This window comes from Trinickia sp., assembly GCF_051953955.1.
In the GTDB taxonomy this organism is placed as follows: domain Bacteria; phylum Pseudomonadota; class Gammaproteobacteria; order Burkholderiales; family Burkholderiaceae; genus Trinickia.
In genome coordinates this window covers 141,345-155,441 of record NZ_JBQCIF010000030.1, presented here as the reverse complement: position 1 = coordinate 155,441, position 14,097 = coordinate 141,345, and the positions used below count along the sequence as shown (strand labels likewise).

14 protein-coding genes are annotated in these 14,097 nt (G+C 64.4%); 8 read left to right on the top strand and 6 right to left on the bottom strand.

Annotated elements, in window-relative coordinates; translation table 11 throughout:
* Nucleotides 1-699: 699 nt before the first annotated feature.
* Nucleotides 700-1,059: an arsenate reductase (glutaredoxin) gene (arsC, locus tag ACTHNZ_RS06695; protein ID WP_440541710.1), complete on the top strand. Its 360-nt coding sequence runs from the start codon at nt 700-702 to the stop codon at nt 1,057-1,059.
* Nucleotides 1,060-1,308: 249 nt separating this feature from the next.
* Here arsC and ACTHNZ_RS06690 read toward each other — a convergent pair whose 3' ends face one another.
* The 4 genes from ACTHNZ_RS06690 to ACTHNZ_RS06675 all read right to left on the bottom strand — a co-directional run bounded on the left by ACTHNZ_RS06690 (nt 1,309) and on the right by ACTHNZ_RS06675 (nt 3,712).
* The gene (locus ACTHNZ_RS06690; protein WP_440541709.1) at nt 1,309-1,770 is read right to left on the bottom strand and encodes a DoxX family protein; all 462 of its coding nucleotides are present in this window, start codon (nt 1,768-1,770) and stop codon (nt 1,309-1,311) included.
* The gene (locus ACTHNZ_RS06685) at nt 1,754-2,515 is read right to left on the bottom strand and encodes an HvfC/BufC family peptide modification chaperone (protein ID WP_440541708.1); all 762 of its coding nucleotides are present in this window, start codon (nt 2,513-2,515) and stop codon (nt 1,754-1,756) included. Before ACTHNZ_RS06685 ends, ACTHNZ_RS06690 begins: the two co-directional genes overlap by 17 nt.
* Entirely contained in the window at nt 2,509-3,375 is an 867-nt protein-coding gene (gene bufB / locus ACTHNZ_RS06680; RefSeq protein WP_440541707.1) for an MNIO family bufferin maturase, read from the bottom strand. Before bufB ends, ACTHNZ_RS06685 begins: the two co-directional genes overlap by 7 nt.
* 94 nt (nt 3,376-3,469) lie before the next feature.
* Nucleotides 3,470-3,712, bottom strand: coding sequence for a BufA1 family periplasmic bufferin-type metallophore (locus ACTHNZ_RS06675; protein ID WP_440541706.1), 243 nt, complete (start codon nt 3,710-3,712; stop codon nt 3,470-3,472).
* Nucleotides 3,713-4,156: 444 nt separating this feature from the next.
* Between ACTHNZ_RS06675 and ACTHNZ_RS06670 the strand changes: the two genes are divergently transcribed.
* The gene (locus ACTHNZ_RS06670) at nt 4,157-4,714 is read left to right on the top strand and encodes an NADPH-dependent FMN reductase (RefSeq protein ID WP_440541705.1); all 558 of its coding nucleotides are present in this window, start codon (nt 4,157-4,159) and stop codon (nt 4,712-4,714) included.
* A gap of 4 nt (nt 4,715-4,718) precedes the next feature.
* Here the strand turns inward: ACTHNZ_RS06670 and ACTHNZ_RS06665 are convergent, their stop codons facing one another.
* Together ACTHNZ_RS06665 and ACTHNZ_RS06660 are read right to left on the bottom strand one after the other, a co-directional pair.
* The gene (locus ACTHNZ_RS06665) at nt 4,719-5,489 is read right to left on the bottom strand and encodes a hypothetical protein (RefSeq protein ID WP_440541704.1); all 771 of its coding nucleotides are present in this window, start codon (nt 5,487-5,489) and stop codon (nt 4,719-4,721) included.
* Between the two features lie 63 nt (nt 5,490-5,552).
* Nucleotides 5,553-7,790: an ATP-binding protein gene (locus ACTHNZ_RS06660; protein ID WP_440541703.1), complete on the bottom strand. Its 2,238-nt coding sequence runs from the start codon at nt 7,788-7,790 to the stop codon at nt 5,553-5,555.
* 471 nt (nt 7,791-8,261) lie between these two features.
* Here ACTHNZ_RS06660 and ACTHNZ_RS06655 point away from each other — a divergent pair, with 471 nt between their 5' ends.
* The 6 genes from ACTHNZ_RS06655 to ACTHNZ_RS06630 all read left to right on the top strand — a co-directional run bounded on the left by ACTHNZ_RS06655 (nt 8,262) and on the right by ACTHNZ_RS06630 (nt 14,092).
* Nucleotides 8,262-8,630, top strand: coding sequence for a response regulator (locus ACTHNZ_RS06655; RefSeq protein WP_440541702.1), 369 nt, complete (start codon nt 8,262-8,264; stop codon nt 8,628-8,630).
* A complete protein-coding gene (locus ACTHNZ_RS06650; protein ID WP_440541701.1) occupies nt 8,623-9,246 on the top strand; it encodes a chemotaxis protein CheC in 624 nt (207 codons plus the stop codon). Before ACTHNZ_RS06655 ends, ACTHNZ_RS06650 begins: the two co-directional genes overlap by 8 nt.
* 11 nt (nt 9,247-9,257) lie before the next feature.
* The gene (locus ACTHNZ_RS06645) at nt 9,258-10,187 is read left to right on the top strand and encodes a sensor domain-containing diguanylate cyclase (protein ID WP_440541700.1); all 930 of its coding nucleotides are present in this window, start codon (nt 9,258-9,260) and stop codon (nt 10,185-10,187) included.
* Between the two features lie 240 nt (nt 10,188-10,427).
* Complete coding sequence (hpnD, locus tag ACTHNZ_RS06640; RefSeq protein WP_440541699.1) at nt 10,428-11,276, top strand: presqualene diphosphate synthase HpnD; 849 nt, start codon at nt 10,428-10,430, stop codon at nt 11,274-11,276.
* Between the two features lie 93 nt (nt 11,277-11,369).
* Entirely contained in the window at nt 11,370-13,364 is a 1,995-nt protein-coding gene (shc, locus tag ACTHNZ_RS06635; protein WP_440541698.1) for a squalene--hopene cyclase, read from the top strand.
* On the top strand, nt 13,364-14,092 hold the full coding sequence (locus tag ACTHNZ_RS06630; protein ID WP_440541697.1) for a phosphorylase: 729 nt from the start codon (nt 13,364-13,366) through the stop codon (nt 14,090-14,092). The genes shc and ACTHNZ_RS06630 overlap by 1 nt, the downstream gene beginning before the upstream one ends.
* The last annotated feature ends 5 nt before the right edge of the window (nt 14,093-14,097 follow it).

Here is a 14,097-nt window from a genome sequence, read left to right as displayed (position 1 = left end):
CCAACAGCGGATAGGCAACAGCGGATAGGCAACAGCGGATAGGCAACAGCGGATAGGCAACAGCGGATAGGCAACAGCGGATAGGCAACAGCGGATAGGCAACAGCGGATAGGCAACAGCGGATAGGCAACAGCGGGCGCGCGACGTCTCGCCCAAGGCCATTCACTCTCCCACGAGCGTCCAGCCACGATCCGGTCTCGATGCTGTACACATGACTTGAGCGCTCATGCGACAGGCGCTGCGCCAAGCTCTGGAGAAATACGGGGCGACCGGACTCAGACGTCGTGCCTCCGCTGGCGAAGCGCAGGAGAACGTCCCTCGGGGGGGGCGAGAGCGGAGTTGCGGAACCAGCAATGACCTGAGCCCTCACGATACCGCCCGCCGATCAAGCGCGACTCGAAAGTGCTGTACCAATCGAGGCTGACGGTGCGATCAGACCAGCCGTTTGCGGATGCCTCAGCGCTGCTTCCGGAAGCAGCAAGGCAGTTTATGCGCATAAACCGCTCAGGGCGGCTTGCGCCGTCCGTCCGAGCATAGCGTTCGTCTCATCGGAGCATCACTCGAGCGGATTCAGATCGGATCGTTGGGTGTCGTCAAACAACGACCCGTTTCCTATCCGACGCAAGCCAAACTGCTCAGAGCCGATACCGCGCGCGCGGAGTCAGTAAAATAGCGGCCTCCCCGTAACAGGCGTCGACCATGATCACCATCTATCACAATCCGCGTTGCTCGAAGTCGCGCGGCGCATGCGAACTCGTCAACGAACGTATCACGCGCTCCGGTGAGCCCGTGAAGATCGTCGAATATCTCAAGGACTCGCCGTCCGTGGATGATCTCAAGGCACTCCATAAGATGTTGGGTGGCTCAGTCAGAGATATGATTCGCGACAATGAAGCACCCTATAGCGACTTAGGGCTCGCCGATCCGGCGTTGAGCGACGAGCGGCTTTTCGAAGCGGTCGCCGCGCATCCGGTCTTACTCCAGCGTCCGATCGTAGTTCGCGACGGCCGTGCAGTTATCGGTCGACCGCCGGAGAACGTCGAAGCGCTGTTCGCGTGATCCGCGTGCCTCTCGTCTCGGCCCACAATCCGCTTGTTTCCTGGGCTCTAGCCGCGGCAACGTCCCGCCGCTGGCCCGCATGGCGCCTACGGCGCCGGCGCTCGTCGTGACGGATAGCCGGAACCTGACTCCGGTTTGACACACCGCCCTTCAGGGCGGTGTGCCGGGACCCCGGCCTGAATGCCGGTTGTGGACAGTTGCTCATTGAAGACAAAGAAGCTGGCCGCACGGGATGCCTGGGTGCCTCCGTCAGGCATGGCCTCGCTGGACGCCGGCCACCTTTGTCCGCCGAAGTACTGTTTGCAGCGACCAACGCCCTGTCCCGTGGAAGAACAAAAAAGCGATCAGGGTGGCCCACAGAACGTGGTCTTTGATCATCACGGGTTCCAGGCCCGGATAGGACAAGACGGCAATGAGATTGACGACGAACAATCCCGCCGCGGCGAATCGGCTTTGCCAGCCGAGCAGCAACATGATGGGAAAGATCAATTCGCCGCCGGCACCCATTACCGCTGCCACGGCCGGTGGCAAAACCGGCACATGATATTCGTTGGAAAACAAATAGAGCGTACTGTCCCAACTGCGTAATTTCGTCAGTCCGGAAAGAAAGAAAACGCGGAATAGATAAAGCCTGATCGCGAGCGCGAACAACGGTTGGAGCGCGACGGCAACTTCGTCGAGACGACGCAACAGACTAGAGACGATCTTCATGATGTTCCTCGATGGCGAGAACGAGCCCATGCCCGAATAGTTGTGTAAGCAACGAATTTGCATCGGCTCCCGTTTGTGCAAATACCGCTTGAATGACCGTCCCTGTCATCAGCGCCGCCATGGCGTCGGCTTCTGCCGGGCCGAGCGCTTGCCAGCGCACGGTGAAGCCTTCGCGCCAAATCAGCACCGATTGACCGCCGGCATCTAGCTGGGCCGGGGCGCCGTCGTCGTGCATGCGCAAAATGTCGGCGATTGGCCACGAAGCCGACCGCGCGACCCCGACCGACGGCCCGAACCGAAGTGAAGCCGCGGCAAAGCGCTCAGGGCCAAGCTCGGCAAGCGCCGAGCTACCGACTGCTTTCGCGTCGGGCGCGAAGTACGCCCGATGCAGCAACCAATCCACGCCGGCGACATCGCCCAAATACGGCAAATCGGCTGCCGGGGCGAAGCCGCGAATGAAGTCCGGCAATGCCATGCCGTCTTCATGAAGATTCGCCGACCGCGCCGGTGTGCCATCCACGTAGGCACGAGCCAGCGCGCAAAAGTAATCGGCTCCGACCAGTTGCACGACGTTCGCAAACGCGTCCGTCAACGCCGCAACGCGATTGAGCCGTGCGTTGTTCCGGTAAACGTCGATTCGCTCGCGAGTCTCGGACGTGACACCGCGCGGGGGGAGCGTCTCGTCGACGAGCGCCGCCGCGAAATGGCCGAGCAGCATTTCGTAGGGGGCAGTAGCGCTCAACATGTCGCCGCCTCCGGCTCTGCCGACGTTGCCGTTTGCGCGCGAGCCGCTGCGCCGAGCACGCGTTGTTCGAGTACGGCATACTCCCGCAGCAGCGTATCGAGCGGCGGCAGATTCGTGTCGCGCTCGAGCAGCACCGCCGTAGGCCCGAACCGTTCGATGGCGGCGTCGAGCAGCGTCCAGACGGCTTCGCACACGGCCGCGCCGTGCGTATCGATCGCGACATCGTCCAGCCACTCGTACCCGGCCACGTGCATTTCGCCGACGCAATGGCGAGGCAGCCGCGCGAGTTCGGCGAACGGGTCGAGCCCGAGGTTCAGCGCATTGACATGCAGATTGTTCAAGTCGAGCAGGACGCCACAACCGGTTCGCGCAACGAGCTCGGCCAGCATTTCTGCCTCGGTACAGGTCTCGCCGTCGAAGGCGACGTAGGCTGAGACGTTCTCGATCAAGATAGGCCGTCCGAGCGCGTTCTGAACCGCGTCGATGTGGTGAGCGAGGACCTCGAGCGCGCCTTCGACGCGGGGCACCGGCAACAAGTCGTTGAAGTAGCGCTCGCCTGTGCGATTCCAGCAAAGATGCTCGGAGACGAGCACCGGCTCGATGCGCTCGACGAGCGTTTTCAATTGCCTCATGTGCGTCGCGTTCGGCGCATCGAGGCTTCCGAGCCCTAGGCCCACGCCGTGCAGGCTCACGGGATAGCGATCTCGCACTTGCTCGAGCGCCGCGACCGGCTCGCCGCCGCCGAAATAATTTTCGCTGTGGGCTTCCCACCACCCGACCGCGGGCGTGTTGGCGAGCACCGCCGCGACATGAGGCCCGCGCAGGCCAAGTCCAGCTCCCCTCAATGCCTTGTCGTTCATTCTGTGTATCTCCTCGTGCCGGCCGATCGCGCTCGACTAGCCGCGGAAGGGGATCGAGCGGCCCGTGGGGCCGCCCGGTCAAGGTGCGATGCGCTTACATGCCCGGCTTCAACGAGCCGCCGAGTTGCATGCACGTTCCCTTCGCGACTGCCTTGAACTCGCCCCTGTCCATGTCTTTCGTCGATTGCCCCGCACACGAGTGGTTATTGCCTTTGCAATCGTTCTGACCGGCTTTTGCGATGCCGTAGCACTTGTCCATGTCGGCGGCGAAAACCGGCGTGGCGAGCGTTGCACCCAGTGCGGCGGTGAAGGCGGCGGCAATCCATTGCTTGTTCATTTCGATTCTCCTGAGGCGGATGTGAAAAAGCCCTGTTCTAGGCTTGGAATGCTCGATTCGGCTTCCGCTCGCCGGGGCGGCGCCGCGGCCGACTTCGGTGGCCGCGGTGCCGACCGGTCCCGGGTTGGGGTCGCTCGACTCGTGCTGCCTTCAATACGCGGTGACGGCGCGAACGGATGCGGCGCGATCGAAAAGCCGGCGATTGCCGTCATCGAACGGACACAGATGTGTCGATTCGTAATGGGCGAGGAATATTGACGACTTATCCACAGTTTCTGTGGAAAAGTTTGTGGAAAGGGTGGTGCGAACCCACGGCCCGCCGGGCGTTTAGTGGGATGCCGGAAAAACGAGCCGGCGCGGTCGGGCACCGGCCGCTATTATGGAAGGCCGGGCCGAGGCATGCGCTTCGGCGGTGTGTCGTTCTCACTCTATGGAGCAAGAACCATGACCTACAAGATCGAAGTCGTCGTCGGCAGCCTGCGGCGCGAGTCATTCAACAAGCAGCTCGCGCATGCCTTGACCAAGTTGGCGAGCAGCGAGTTCGAATTCGCCTTTCTCGATATCGGCGCGCTGCCGCTCTACAGCCAAGACTACGACGCGAACTTCCCGGACGTCGCCAAGCAATTGAAGGCGAGGGTGGAGGCCGCGAGCGGTTTGCTGTTCGTCACGCCCGAATACAATCGTTCGATCCCGGGCGTGCTGAAGAACGCGCTGGATTGGGGCTCGCGGCCCTGGGGGACCAACTCCTGGAAGGACAAGCCGGCGGCCGTTTGCGGGATCTCGCTCGGCGCCACGGGCACGGCGCTCTCCCAGCAGCATCTGCGCAATGTCCTTGCCTATCTCGACGTGCCGACGCTCGGTCAGCCCGAGATTTTCCTCAAGCACACCGATTCGTTTTTCGATGCGTCGGGCGGCATCGCCAACGAGGACACGCGCAAATTCCTCTCGACGTTCATGCAGCGCTTCGAGGCGTGGGTGAAACGCCACCCTCCCGCGAAGTAACTGCTCACCGCTGGTTCGCGGGGGGGCGCGGCTCGTCGCCGTGATAGGTCTCTTCGTCCTGCAGATACTCGTCGGGCACGGTGGCCGGGCGTGGGGCCGTACTTTCTGGCACCGTTGGAGGGGCAGCTGGGTCCGCGGCCACCGTGGTTCGGCCCGCCGTGAAAACGGCGCCCATTCCCGGTGCCGACCCCGCGGCAACCGCGGTGGCCGCCGCTTCGCCGGCTACGCGTTCGTCCGCAGCAGCATCGGAGGCGGAGGGAGCCGGCTCGGCGGCACGATCGCGCACGTAGCTGTATACCGAGCTGTGTGGCTTGGTCGTCGCAGGCACGCTCGGTCTAAGGCCGAGCTCTTCCAACGGCGAGTGAGAGCGCGTCGCTTCGTCGATAGGCGGGCTCCACGTCGAGGCCCGCTCTTCGATGTCGAGCGGCGCCATGGCCTCCAGCGTCACGCGTGCGCGCTCGGCAAGCGCTTCGGTCGCGGCATCCACGCAGACCATGACGGCTCCGCGCCGCACGGCCTCCGCATAGTGGACTCTCTCGCGTTCGGGCGGGGCGCTCTCGAATAGCGACTCGAAAAAGCGCTCGATACTGGCGAGCAAGCCTTCATTTGCGGAAGGGGCGGCTTCGTATGTCGACGTCGCATCGCTCGCGTACGTCGGCTCGCATTTGGCCCTCAGCGCCACGTCCTCGCGGACGATGCCGGCAGCGACGAGCGCTTCTCGCGCGGCTTCCGCCTGGGGATAAGTATCGAAAAATGCGATAACGGTGTGTTGCATGGTGACCTCCACGAGGCTTGTCGCGATAGGAGCACGCAAGAATCGCGCCGTCGCGCCGATCGCCTACGTCGCCTTGCCGTGCGCCTGCACGCGCGGTTCCCGCTCGCCGGCAATCGCCTGAAGCATCGTTTCCAGCAAGGCGATGTCGAAAGGTTTGGACAGCACGCGCACGTTGACATTCCGCGCCCGTTCGAGCTCCTGCGCATAGCCCGTGATGAGGATCACGGGAAGCGGTGCATCCAGTGCTTGCGCTGCTTCCGCCAAGTCGATGCCGTTGGCGGTGCCCGGCATGTGGATGTCCGAAATCAGGACGTCGAACGGATCGGTGCGCCGCGCCAGTGTGTCGGCGATGAGATGCAGCGCGGCGTCGGCGTTGAACGCGCACGTGACGTGATGGCCCATCATGTGAAGCAGCGCCTCCGTCCCTGCCGCGACCTCGTCGTTGTCTTCGACGAGCAGCACGTGAAGGCCGCGCGTCGGCACGCAATCGACCGCGTGCTGCGGGTCGGGTGCAAGCGCCGCGCGTGCGCCTTGCGCGCGCGGCAAGTAAAGGCGCACCGCCGTGCCCGCCCCCGAGCTACTGTCGATCGTCGCGAGCCCGCCCGAACGGTCGCAAAATGCGAACACCTGCGGCAGGCCGAGGCCCGTGCCCATCCCTTTGGGCTTCGTCGTGAAAAGCGGCTCGAATGCATGCGCGAGAACGTCGGGCGGCATGCCGGCCCCGGTGTCCTCGAGCGAGATCTGCACGAATTCGCCTGTCAGCGCAAAACCGCCCTCCGGCTCGAGCCGTACGTTCGCCGCGCGCACGGTGAAGCGGCCGCCGTTCGGCATCGCGTCGCGTGCGTTCACCGCCACGTTGATGAGCGCGAGTTCGAGCTCGGCATTGTCGACCTCGATCAGCCATATGTCAGGGGCGATGTCGATGGAGAGCGTCGCTTTCGCGCCGAGCGACGCGCGTAAGAGCTCTTGGCTCGCCGCCAGCCAGCGCGACAGGTCGATCGTTTCACTGCGCAGCGGCTGCTTGCGCGCTACGCCGAGCAATTGGCGCGTGAGCGACTGGCCGTTTTTCAAGGCGCGCTCGATCGCGCCGAGCTCGCGATCGATATTTTCAGCGCCGCGACGACGTGCGATTTGGACGTTCGTCGCGATGATCGTCAGTAGATTATTGAAGTCGTGCGCAACGGTGCCGACGAGATTGCCGAGCGCTTCCATCTTGCGCGATTGCCGATAGGCGGTCTCGATCGAGCGCCGCATCGACGCTTCGGCTTGCCATCGCATCCATGCTTGCTTCTCCGCTGCGAGGCGCTTGAACGAGAACGCGAGCACGAACCACAGCACGATCGACGGCGTGAAGATCGAAGCGGCGGAGACGAGCGCGCGGCGATACCAGGCCGTCCAAATCGCCTGCTCGCTATAGGCGCACGCCACGTACACCGGATAGCTGCCGACTTGACGGTAGGCGAGGATACGCCGATCGAGCCGATCCGCACTGGCGTTCTCGGCAGGAAGCCGCAAGACACCCGCGCGGCTGCCGGCGGCAAGCGCTGCGGCGAAGGAGGGCGCCACCACGGCCGACTCGGGACGCGGCGGATACGATGCGAGCACGGCGCCGTCCGTGCGCGCGAGCGTGATCGTCATCGCGCCGCGCTCGGGGCCCAGCAGATCCCGGTAGAACGACTCGAAATACGAACGCCGCAGCGCGACCGAAACGATCCCTGCGAATCCGCCGTCGGGCCCGCGTCGCGCCATGCCCATGTTGAAGACGGCTTCACCGCTGCCGGCGTGCCAGACCATGACCTTCGACACGTGTTCCAGCATGTGTCCGCCGCGGATGCCGACGAAGTCGTCGCGTGTGGCGATCGACGCGTGCGGGGCGGGATAATATCGGCTGTTCGCGAGCAGCACGCCGTCAGGGCCGAAAATCGACACCGACGCGACTTGCGGGTAGCCGCCCCCGATGCTCTGCAGCTTGTTGTGAATCTCGGCTTCGCGCGCTCGGATCGCATCGTTGCCGAGCCCTCGCACGAGATCGTCGACGCGCGCATCGAGCGTCTCGTTCAGATCGAACACCTTCAGCGCGTGCTCTTCGGCGATGCGCACGGTTCTGACCGCCGCGTCGGTGGCGGACGCCATGCCTGACCGGAAGCTGGAATACGCGACGGCGGCCGCATAGACGGCCGGTAGAATGATCGCGGCGGCAAGCAGCGCGATCAACGTCACGCGCCGGACGGCGAAGTCGGGCTCGGGCATCCCCAGTGCTGCCGAATCGTCCCGCCGATCATCGGGCAGGGCGTTCGTCATGGGGTCATCGAGCCGTCGCTTCATTTTCGTGGTGGGGTCCAATTGGCTTGCGCCTAGGCAATCATCATAAGCGAGTTGGCTCGCACCGGCCTTTTTGTGACCCATTGCGCCGCGCGGGCCGTCTGAACGTTCGGTCTAAAACAGCGACGAAATCGGTAGCGCAAACGTACACAAAAGAAAAATCTGCGCGCTATCCCCCATGTTTGTTGTGTTTCTTTCTTCATATCGATGAAACAATCGGGCTTGTTCGAGTGTTTCGGAAATTGAAGAGTTGATTTTCCGCAGGTTTGCTCCGAGAATTTCGCTTCATTTTTATAAACATGATGCGCTCGCTCGCCGCGGGCGCCGAGTAACGCGCGAATCCCTCGCGCTCGCCACCGCCCGTCGACACGCTCCGCTCTCGTTAAAGAAAACGTTCAGAGCCGCCGTTAACGCGATATAGACCGCTTTCGTTTTTTCGTCACGCTTGCCATGCCCTTGCCGATTGTGATCGCCGATGATTCGCTGCTTGCCCGTAAGGTTCTGACGAAAGCCTTGCCGGACGACTGGGACGTCGACATCGCATATGCATCGAACGGCCGCGAGGCTCTCGCACTTTACCGCGCGGGAAAGGCCTCGGTGATGTTTCTCGACCTCACGATGCCGGACATGAACGGTTATCAGGTGCTCGAGGCGCTTCAGCACGAGGACTTGAATACGTTCGTGATCGTCGTGTCCGCCGACGTGCAGCCGCTGGCTCAAGAGCGCGTGCGCGCACTCGGCGCCGCCGCTTTCGTCGCCAAGCCCGTGACCCCAGAGGCGATAGTGCCCATCCTCAAGGAGTACGGGTTGTATGCGTGAGAACGTGTTCACCGAAGAGCAGCGCGACGCCTTACAGGAAATCGCCAATTTGGCGATGGGGCAGGCGGCGACGCGCTTGGCTCGCCTGCTGGATACCTTCATCGAGCTTTCGGTGCCGCGTGTGCGCGTCGTGAGCGCCCAGGACGCGGCGCAGACGCTGCGCGAGATGACCGGGATCGACGAAAGCGTGACGGCCGTGCGGCAGGGCTTTCGCTCCGACATCAAGGGCGAGGCGCTCGTCATTTGCCGCAGCAGCGGCGTCGGTCATCTGTGCGCGCTCGTGAACGATCCGTACGTTCATTCCTCATACGAAGCCGTGAGCCAGACGGAGCTGATGTTCGACGTCGCAAACGTTCTGACGGGCGCGTGCGTGTCGTGCATTCTCGATCAGCTCGATCGCACGCCGATTTTCTCGCCGCCGGGCATGCTCGGCGAGCAGATCTCGCTGGACGACGTCTTTCAGGCGGATGTCCTCGCCTGGAAAGTCGCTTTGCTGCTCGAGGTCAACTTCGCGCTGGAAGATCAGATGTTTCGTGCGCACCTTGTCATGCTGATGGCCGAAGATTCGATTCGTCGGATGAACGATGCGCTCAACGCGCTATTGTCGAGCCTATGATCGATGCGACGATGGAGCAATCGCTGAGCGACCTCGTGATCGAACGCGTCGGGTTCGGCATCTTCGTGCTCGATCGCGATTTGAAAGTCCTCATGTGGAATCGATTCATGCAGGACAACAGCGGCCAGCCGGCCGAAACGGTCGTCGGCAAATCGATTTTCGACAGCTTTCCCGAACTGCCGCGCGTATGGTTGTCGCGCAAGGTAGAAAGCGTCTTTCAGCTCGGCAGCTTCGCGTTCAGCTCCTGGGAGCAGCGCCCCTATCTGTTCAAGTTCGACCATGACCGGCCGATCACGGGCGGCGTCGACTATATGCAGCAAGACTGCACTTTCATGCCGCTGATGCGCGGGCGCGAAGTCATTGCCGTGTGCGTGACGATCTCCGACGTGACGCACGTGAGCGTCATGCAGCGCGAGCGCGAGGAGGCCGTCGAGAAGCTGCAGGAATACGCCAATCGCGACGGTTTGACCGGCATCGCGAATCGCCGCTTTTTCGAAGACCGCCTGCGCGACGAATTTCTGCGCTGGCAGCGCTACGGCGGCGAAATGTCGGTGCTGCTGTTCGATCTCGATCACTTCAAGGACATCAACGATCGCTTCGGCCATGCGGTCGGCGATACGGTGCTGCGCGTGATGGCGCAGCGCGTGGCCGACGCCGTGCGCGTCCAGGACACGTTCGGGCGGTTCGGCGGCGAGGAGTTTGCGTTGCTGCTGCCGTGCACGACGCTCGCCGACGCAATGATCGTCGCCGAAAAGATCCGGATGACGATCGGCGACACGCCCGTCGAGGCCGAGGGCGTGCGCGTGCCCGTCACGGCCAGCGTGGGCGGTGCGGCGGCGCGCCCCGGGCTGCGCACCTACGAGGCGCTCATCAACGAAGCGGACGCCGCCCTTTATAGCGCCAAACGCCAAGGGCGCAACCGCTCCGTCGCGCTCGCCTGAGCGCGTGTCCGCCTGCTCGTCCGCCTTTATCCGGCGAGGCTGCATCCGCTTCGGCCGGCGTGGCTGTGGCACCGAATGAAACGTTGGTATACTTTTGCCCGTTTCCGGCTCCCTTGCCGGTGCGGCGCGCGGCTTACGGAGCCGATCGCGCTGCGTCAATGCAGTGCCCAATAAAATTGGCACGCCGCAAATAGCATCGATTCTCATTCGCCCTGCGAGGGCGTCATAGCGGAGTTCGCCTTGGCCGTTTCCAATCTCGTCGCGGACGAAGCAGCACCCGACGCCGCAGCCGCGTCGTCGAGCAGCTCGTTCTATCTCGCGATGCGCATCTTGCCCGCTGCGCAGCGTGACGCGATGTTCCAGATCTACGCGTTCTGCCGTGCCGTCGACGACATCGCCGACAGCGATGCGCCGCGCGCCGAGCGCAGTGCCGGACTCGAGCGGTGGCGCGCCGATATCGACGCGTGCTACGACGGCGAGCCGCCCGCCGCGCTCGCGCCGCTCGCGCGCCAGATTCGCGCATTCGGCCTGCGCCGGGAAGATTTCCACGCGATGATCGACGGCATGGCAATGGACGCCGCAGCCGACATCTGCGCCCCCGACGAAGCGACGCTCGACCTCTATTGCGACCGCGTGGCGAGCGCCGCCGGCCGGTTGTCGGTGAGAGTGTTCGGGATGAGTGAGGAGGCGGGGCATAGCCTGTCTCACCATCTCGGCCGCGCGTTGCAACTGACGAACATTTTGCGCGATATCGACGAAGACGCTGCGATCAACCGTTGCTATTTGCCCTACCAGTTGCTGGCGCGCGAAGGCATCGCCGCGACGAATCCGGCCGAGATCGCCGACGATCCCTCTTTGCCGCGCGTGTGCGCGACGCTGGCGCAGCGCGCGCTGGAGCATTTCGCGCAGGCCGATGCGATCATGGATCGCGCGCCGCGCAAAACCGTCCGCGCGCCGCGCATCATGTCGGGCGTCTACCGGTGCTTGCTCGAGCGTACGCTCGATCGCGGCTTCGATCAGCCGCGCACGCCCGTGGCGAAACCGCGTTTGCGGCTACTCGGGATCGTTGCACGCTACGCCTTCTTTTGATCGGCGCGCCACGGCCTCGCCGATCCCCGATAGAACATGAAAAGCTTGCCGACGAAGCCGCGCGCTTCGTCTTTCAACTCCCTTGAGATGCCGATGAACGACATGTCCGCTCCTGCCGCCGTCATGGCGGCCTCGAGCCCCGCCGATGCCGCGCAAACGCGCGTTGCGCTCGACGCCGCAATCGCGCGTGCGACGGATGCCATCCTCGCCGATCAGCGTCCCGATGGCCATTGGGTGTATGAGCTCGAAGCCGACGCGACGATTCCGGCCGAGTACATCCTGCTCGTCCATTACCTCGGCGAGGCGCCCAACGTGACGCTCGAACGGAAGATCGTGCGCTACCTGCGCCGGATTCAACTGGCCGACGGCGGCTGGCCGCTCTTCACCGACGGCGCGATGGATGTCAGCGCGAGCGTGAAGGCGTATTTCGCGCTGAAGATGGCAGGCGAGCCCGAAGACGCCGAGCATATGCAGCGTGCTCGCGCGGCCATTCTCGGCGTGGGCGGCGCCGAGGCCGTCAACGTCTTCACGCGCATCCTGCTCGCCTTGTTCGGCATTGTGCCGTGGCGTGCGGTGCCGATGATGCCGGTCGAGATCACGCTGCTGCCGCAATGGTTTCCGTTCCATCTTTCGAAGGTGTCCTATTGGGCGCGCACGGTCATCGTGCCGCTGCTCGTGCTCAATGCCCGGCGGCCCGTTGCGCGGAATCCGCGCGGCGTGCGCATCGACGAATTGTTTCTCGGTGCGCCGTCGCAAACGGGATTGCTGCCGCGCGCCGGGCATCAGAGCCGCGGCTGGTTCGCGTTCTTCCGCGTCGTCGATACGGTGCTGCGCGGTATCGACGGCTGGTTTCCGAAGAAGACGCGCGAGCGCGCGATCCGCGCCGCGGTGGCGTTCGTCGATGAGCGGTTGAACGGCGAAGATGGCCTAGGGGCGATTTTCCCCGCGATGGCGAACGCCGTGATGATGTACGACGCGCTCGGCCATGGGCCCGACTATCCGAATCGCGCGATCGCCCGCGCTTCGGTGGAAAAGCTGCTTGCCGTGGCAGAGGACGAAGCCTATTGCCAGCCGTGCTTGTCGCCCGTCTGGGATACGTCGCTCGTCGCGCACGCGCTGCTCGAAACGGAACAGCCGAAGGCGCAGGAAGCCGCGCTGCGCGGTTTGCAATGGCTGCGCCCGCTGCAAGTGCTCGACCTGCGCGGCGATTGGATCTCGCGCCGCCCCAACGTGCGCCCCGGCGGCTGGGCATTCCAATACGCGAACCCGCACTATCCCGACGTCGACGATACGGCCGTCGTAGCGATGGCAATGGATCGTGCGGCGGCGCTGACCCGCTCGAACGTGGACCGCGAAGCGATTGCCCGCGCGCGCGAATGGATCGTCGGCATGCAGAGTAGCGACGGCGGATGGGGCGCGTTCGAACCCGAGAATACGCAGTACTACCTGAACAACATTCCGTTCTCGGACCACGGCGCGCTGCTCGATCCGCCGACGGCCGACGTTTCGGGCCGATGCCTGTCGATGCTCGCGCAGCTCGGCGAACTGCCGGGCAACAGCGAGCCCGCGCGTCGCGCCTACGATTACCTGCTCGCGGAGCAGGAAGACGACGGCAGCTGGTACGGCCGTTGGGGCATGAACTACGTCTACGGAACGTGGACGGCTTTGTGCGCGTTGAACGCGGCCGGCATCGCGCATGACGACGCACGGATCAAGCGTGCGGCGCAGTGGTTGATTTCGATTCAGAACGAAGACGGCGGGTGGGGCGAGGACGGCGCGAGCTACAAACTCGACTATCGCGGCTATGAGCCGGCCCCGAGCACGGCGTCGCAAACGGCCTGGGGGGTGCTCGGGCTGATGGCGGCCGGCGTCGTCGATCATCCTGCCGTCGCGCGCGGCGTGGCTTACCTCGTGAACGCGCAGCGCGAGCATGGTTTGTGGGACGAGACGCGGTTCACGGCCACGGGCTTTCCGCGCGTGTTCTACCTGCGCTATCACGGGTATCGCAAGTTCTTTCCGCTTTGGGCGCTCGCGCGCTACCGCAACCTTACGCGCGACAATCGTGTTCGCGTCTCGGTCGGGATGTGATGGCGGCCGGCGCCGGCGCGGCATTGCCGCTCGTCATCGTGACGGGAATGGCGTTCGAGGCTCGCATCGCACGGGCACCCGGCGTCGAGGTCGTCCATGCCGCGCGCGCCGAGCCGCTCGAGCGCATGCTGGAAGAGGTCTTGTCCCGGGGCGCGGCGGGCGTGATGAGCTTCGGCACCGCGGGCGGGCTTTCGCCCGATTTGCGGCCCGGTGCGATCGTCGTTGCGGAGGCGGTCGATGGACCGGCAGGACGCCGATCGACCGACATCGATTGGAGTGCACGCATCGCTTCGGCGCTGCGCGCGTCGCTGCCCGCGGTGCGCATCGAATTCGGTCCGATGGCTGCGGTGACGGCCCCCGTCGTGACGCAAGCGCAAAAGCAAGCGCTGCATCGGACGACGGGTGCGTTGGCCGTCGATATGGAATCGCACGTTGCCGCCGAGCAGGCTCGCCTGCGGGGCTTGCCGTTCGCCGTCTGCCGCGCGATCGTCGATCCCGCGTGGCGCACGTTGCCGCCGGCGGCAACGGCGGGCTTGCGCGAAGACGGCACCACGGCGCTCGGGCCGATCTTGCGCGAGCTTGCGCGCGGCCCGGGGCAACTGCCGGCTATGATTCGCCTGGCGTTCGATGCGCGCGCCGCGCGGTCATCGCTCGTGGCTGCCAAGGCAGCATTGCTCGATGCCGGCGCGTTGCGCGTTGCTCGAGCGACGTTCGACGCGGCTCAATAGCGTAG

Coding starts and splice junctions, on each gene's coding strand:
- ACTHNZ_RS06675 (WP_440541706.1), bottom strand. CDS start 3,712: ATGAACAAGCAATGGATTGCCGCCGCCTTCACCGCCGCACTGGGTGCA.
- ACTHNZ_RS06660 (WP_440541703.1), bottom strand. CDS start 7,790: ATGACGAACGCCCTGCCCGATGATCGGCGGGACGATTCGGCAGCACTG.
- ACTHNZ_RS06655 (WP_440541702.1), top strand. CDS start 8,262: ATGCCCTTGCCGATTGTGATCGCCGATGATTCGCTGCTTGCCCGTAAG.
- ACTHNZ_RS06665 (WP_440541704.1), bottom strand. CDS start 5,489: ATGCAACACACCGTTATCGCATTTTTCGATACTTATCCCCAGGCGGAA.
- ACTHNZ_RS06630 (WP_440541697.1), top strand. CDS start 13,364: ATGGCGGCCGGCGCCGGCGCGGCATTGCCGCTCGTCATCGTGACGGGA.
- ACTHNZ_RS06650 (WP_440541701.1), top strand. CDS start 8,623: ATGCGTGAGAACGTGTTCACCGAAGAGCAGCGCGACGCCTTACAGGAA.
- arsC (WP_440541710.1), top strand. CDS start 700: ATGATCACCATCTATCACAATCCGCGTTGCTCGAAGTCGCGCGGCGCA.
- bufB (WP_440541707.1), bottom strand. CDS start 3,375: ATGAACGACAAGGCATTGAGGGGAGCTGGACTTGGCCTGCGCGGGCCT.
- ACTHNZ_RS06685 (WP_440541708.1), bottom strand. CDS start 2,515: ATGTTGAGCGCTACTGCCCCCTACGAAATGCTGCTCGGCCATTTCGCG.
- shc (WP_440541698.1), top strand. CDS start 11,370: ATGAACGACATGTCCGCTCCTGCCGCCGTCATGGCGGCCTCGAGCCCC.
- ACTHNZ_RS06645 (WP_440541700.1), top strand. CDS start 9,258: ATGGAGCAATCGCTGAGCGACCTCGTGATCGAACGCGTCGGGTTCGGC.
- ACTHNZ_RS06670 (WP_440541705.1), top strand. CDS start 4,157: ATGACCTACAAGATCGAAGTCGTCGTCGGCAGCCTGCGGCGCGAGTCA.
- ACTHNZ_RS06690 (WP_440541709.1), bottom strand. CDS start 1,770: ATGAAGATCGTCTCTAGTCTGTTGCGTCGTCTCGACGAAGTTGCCGTC.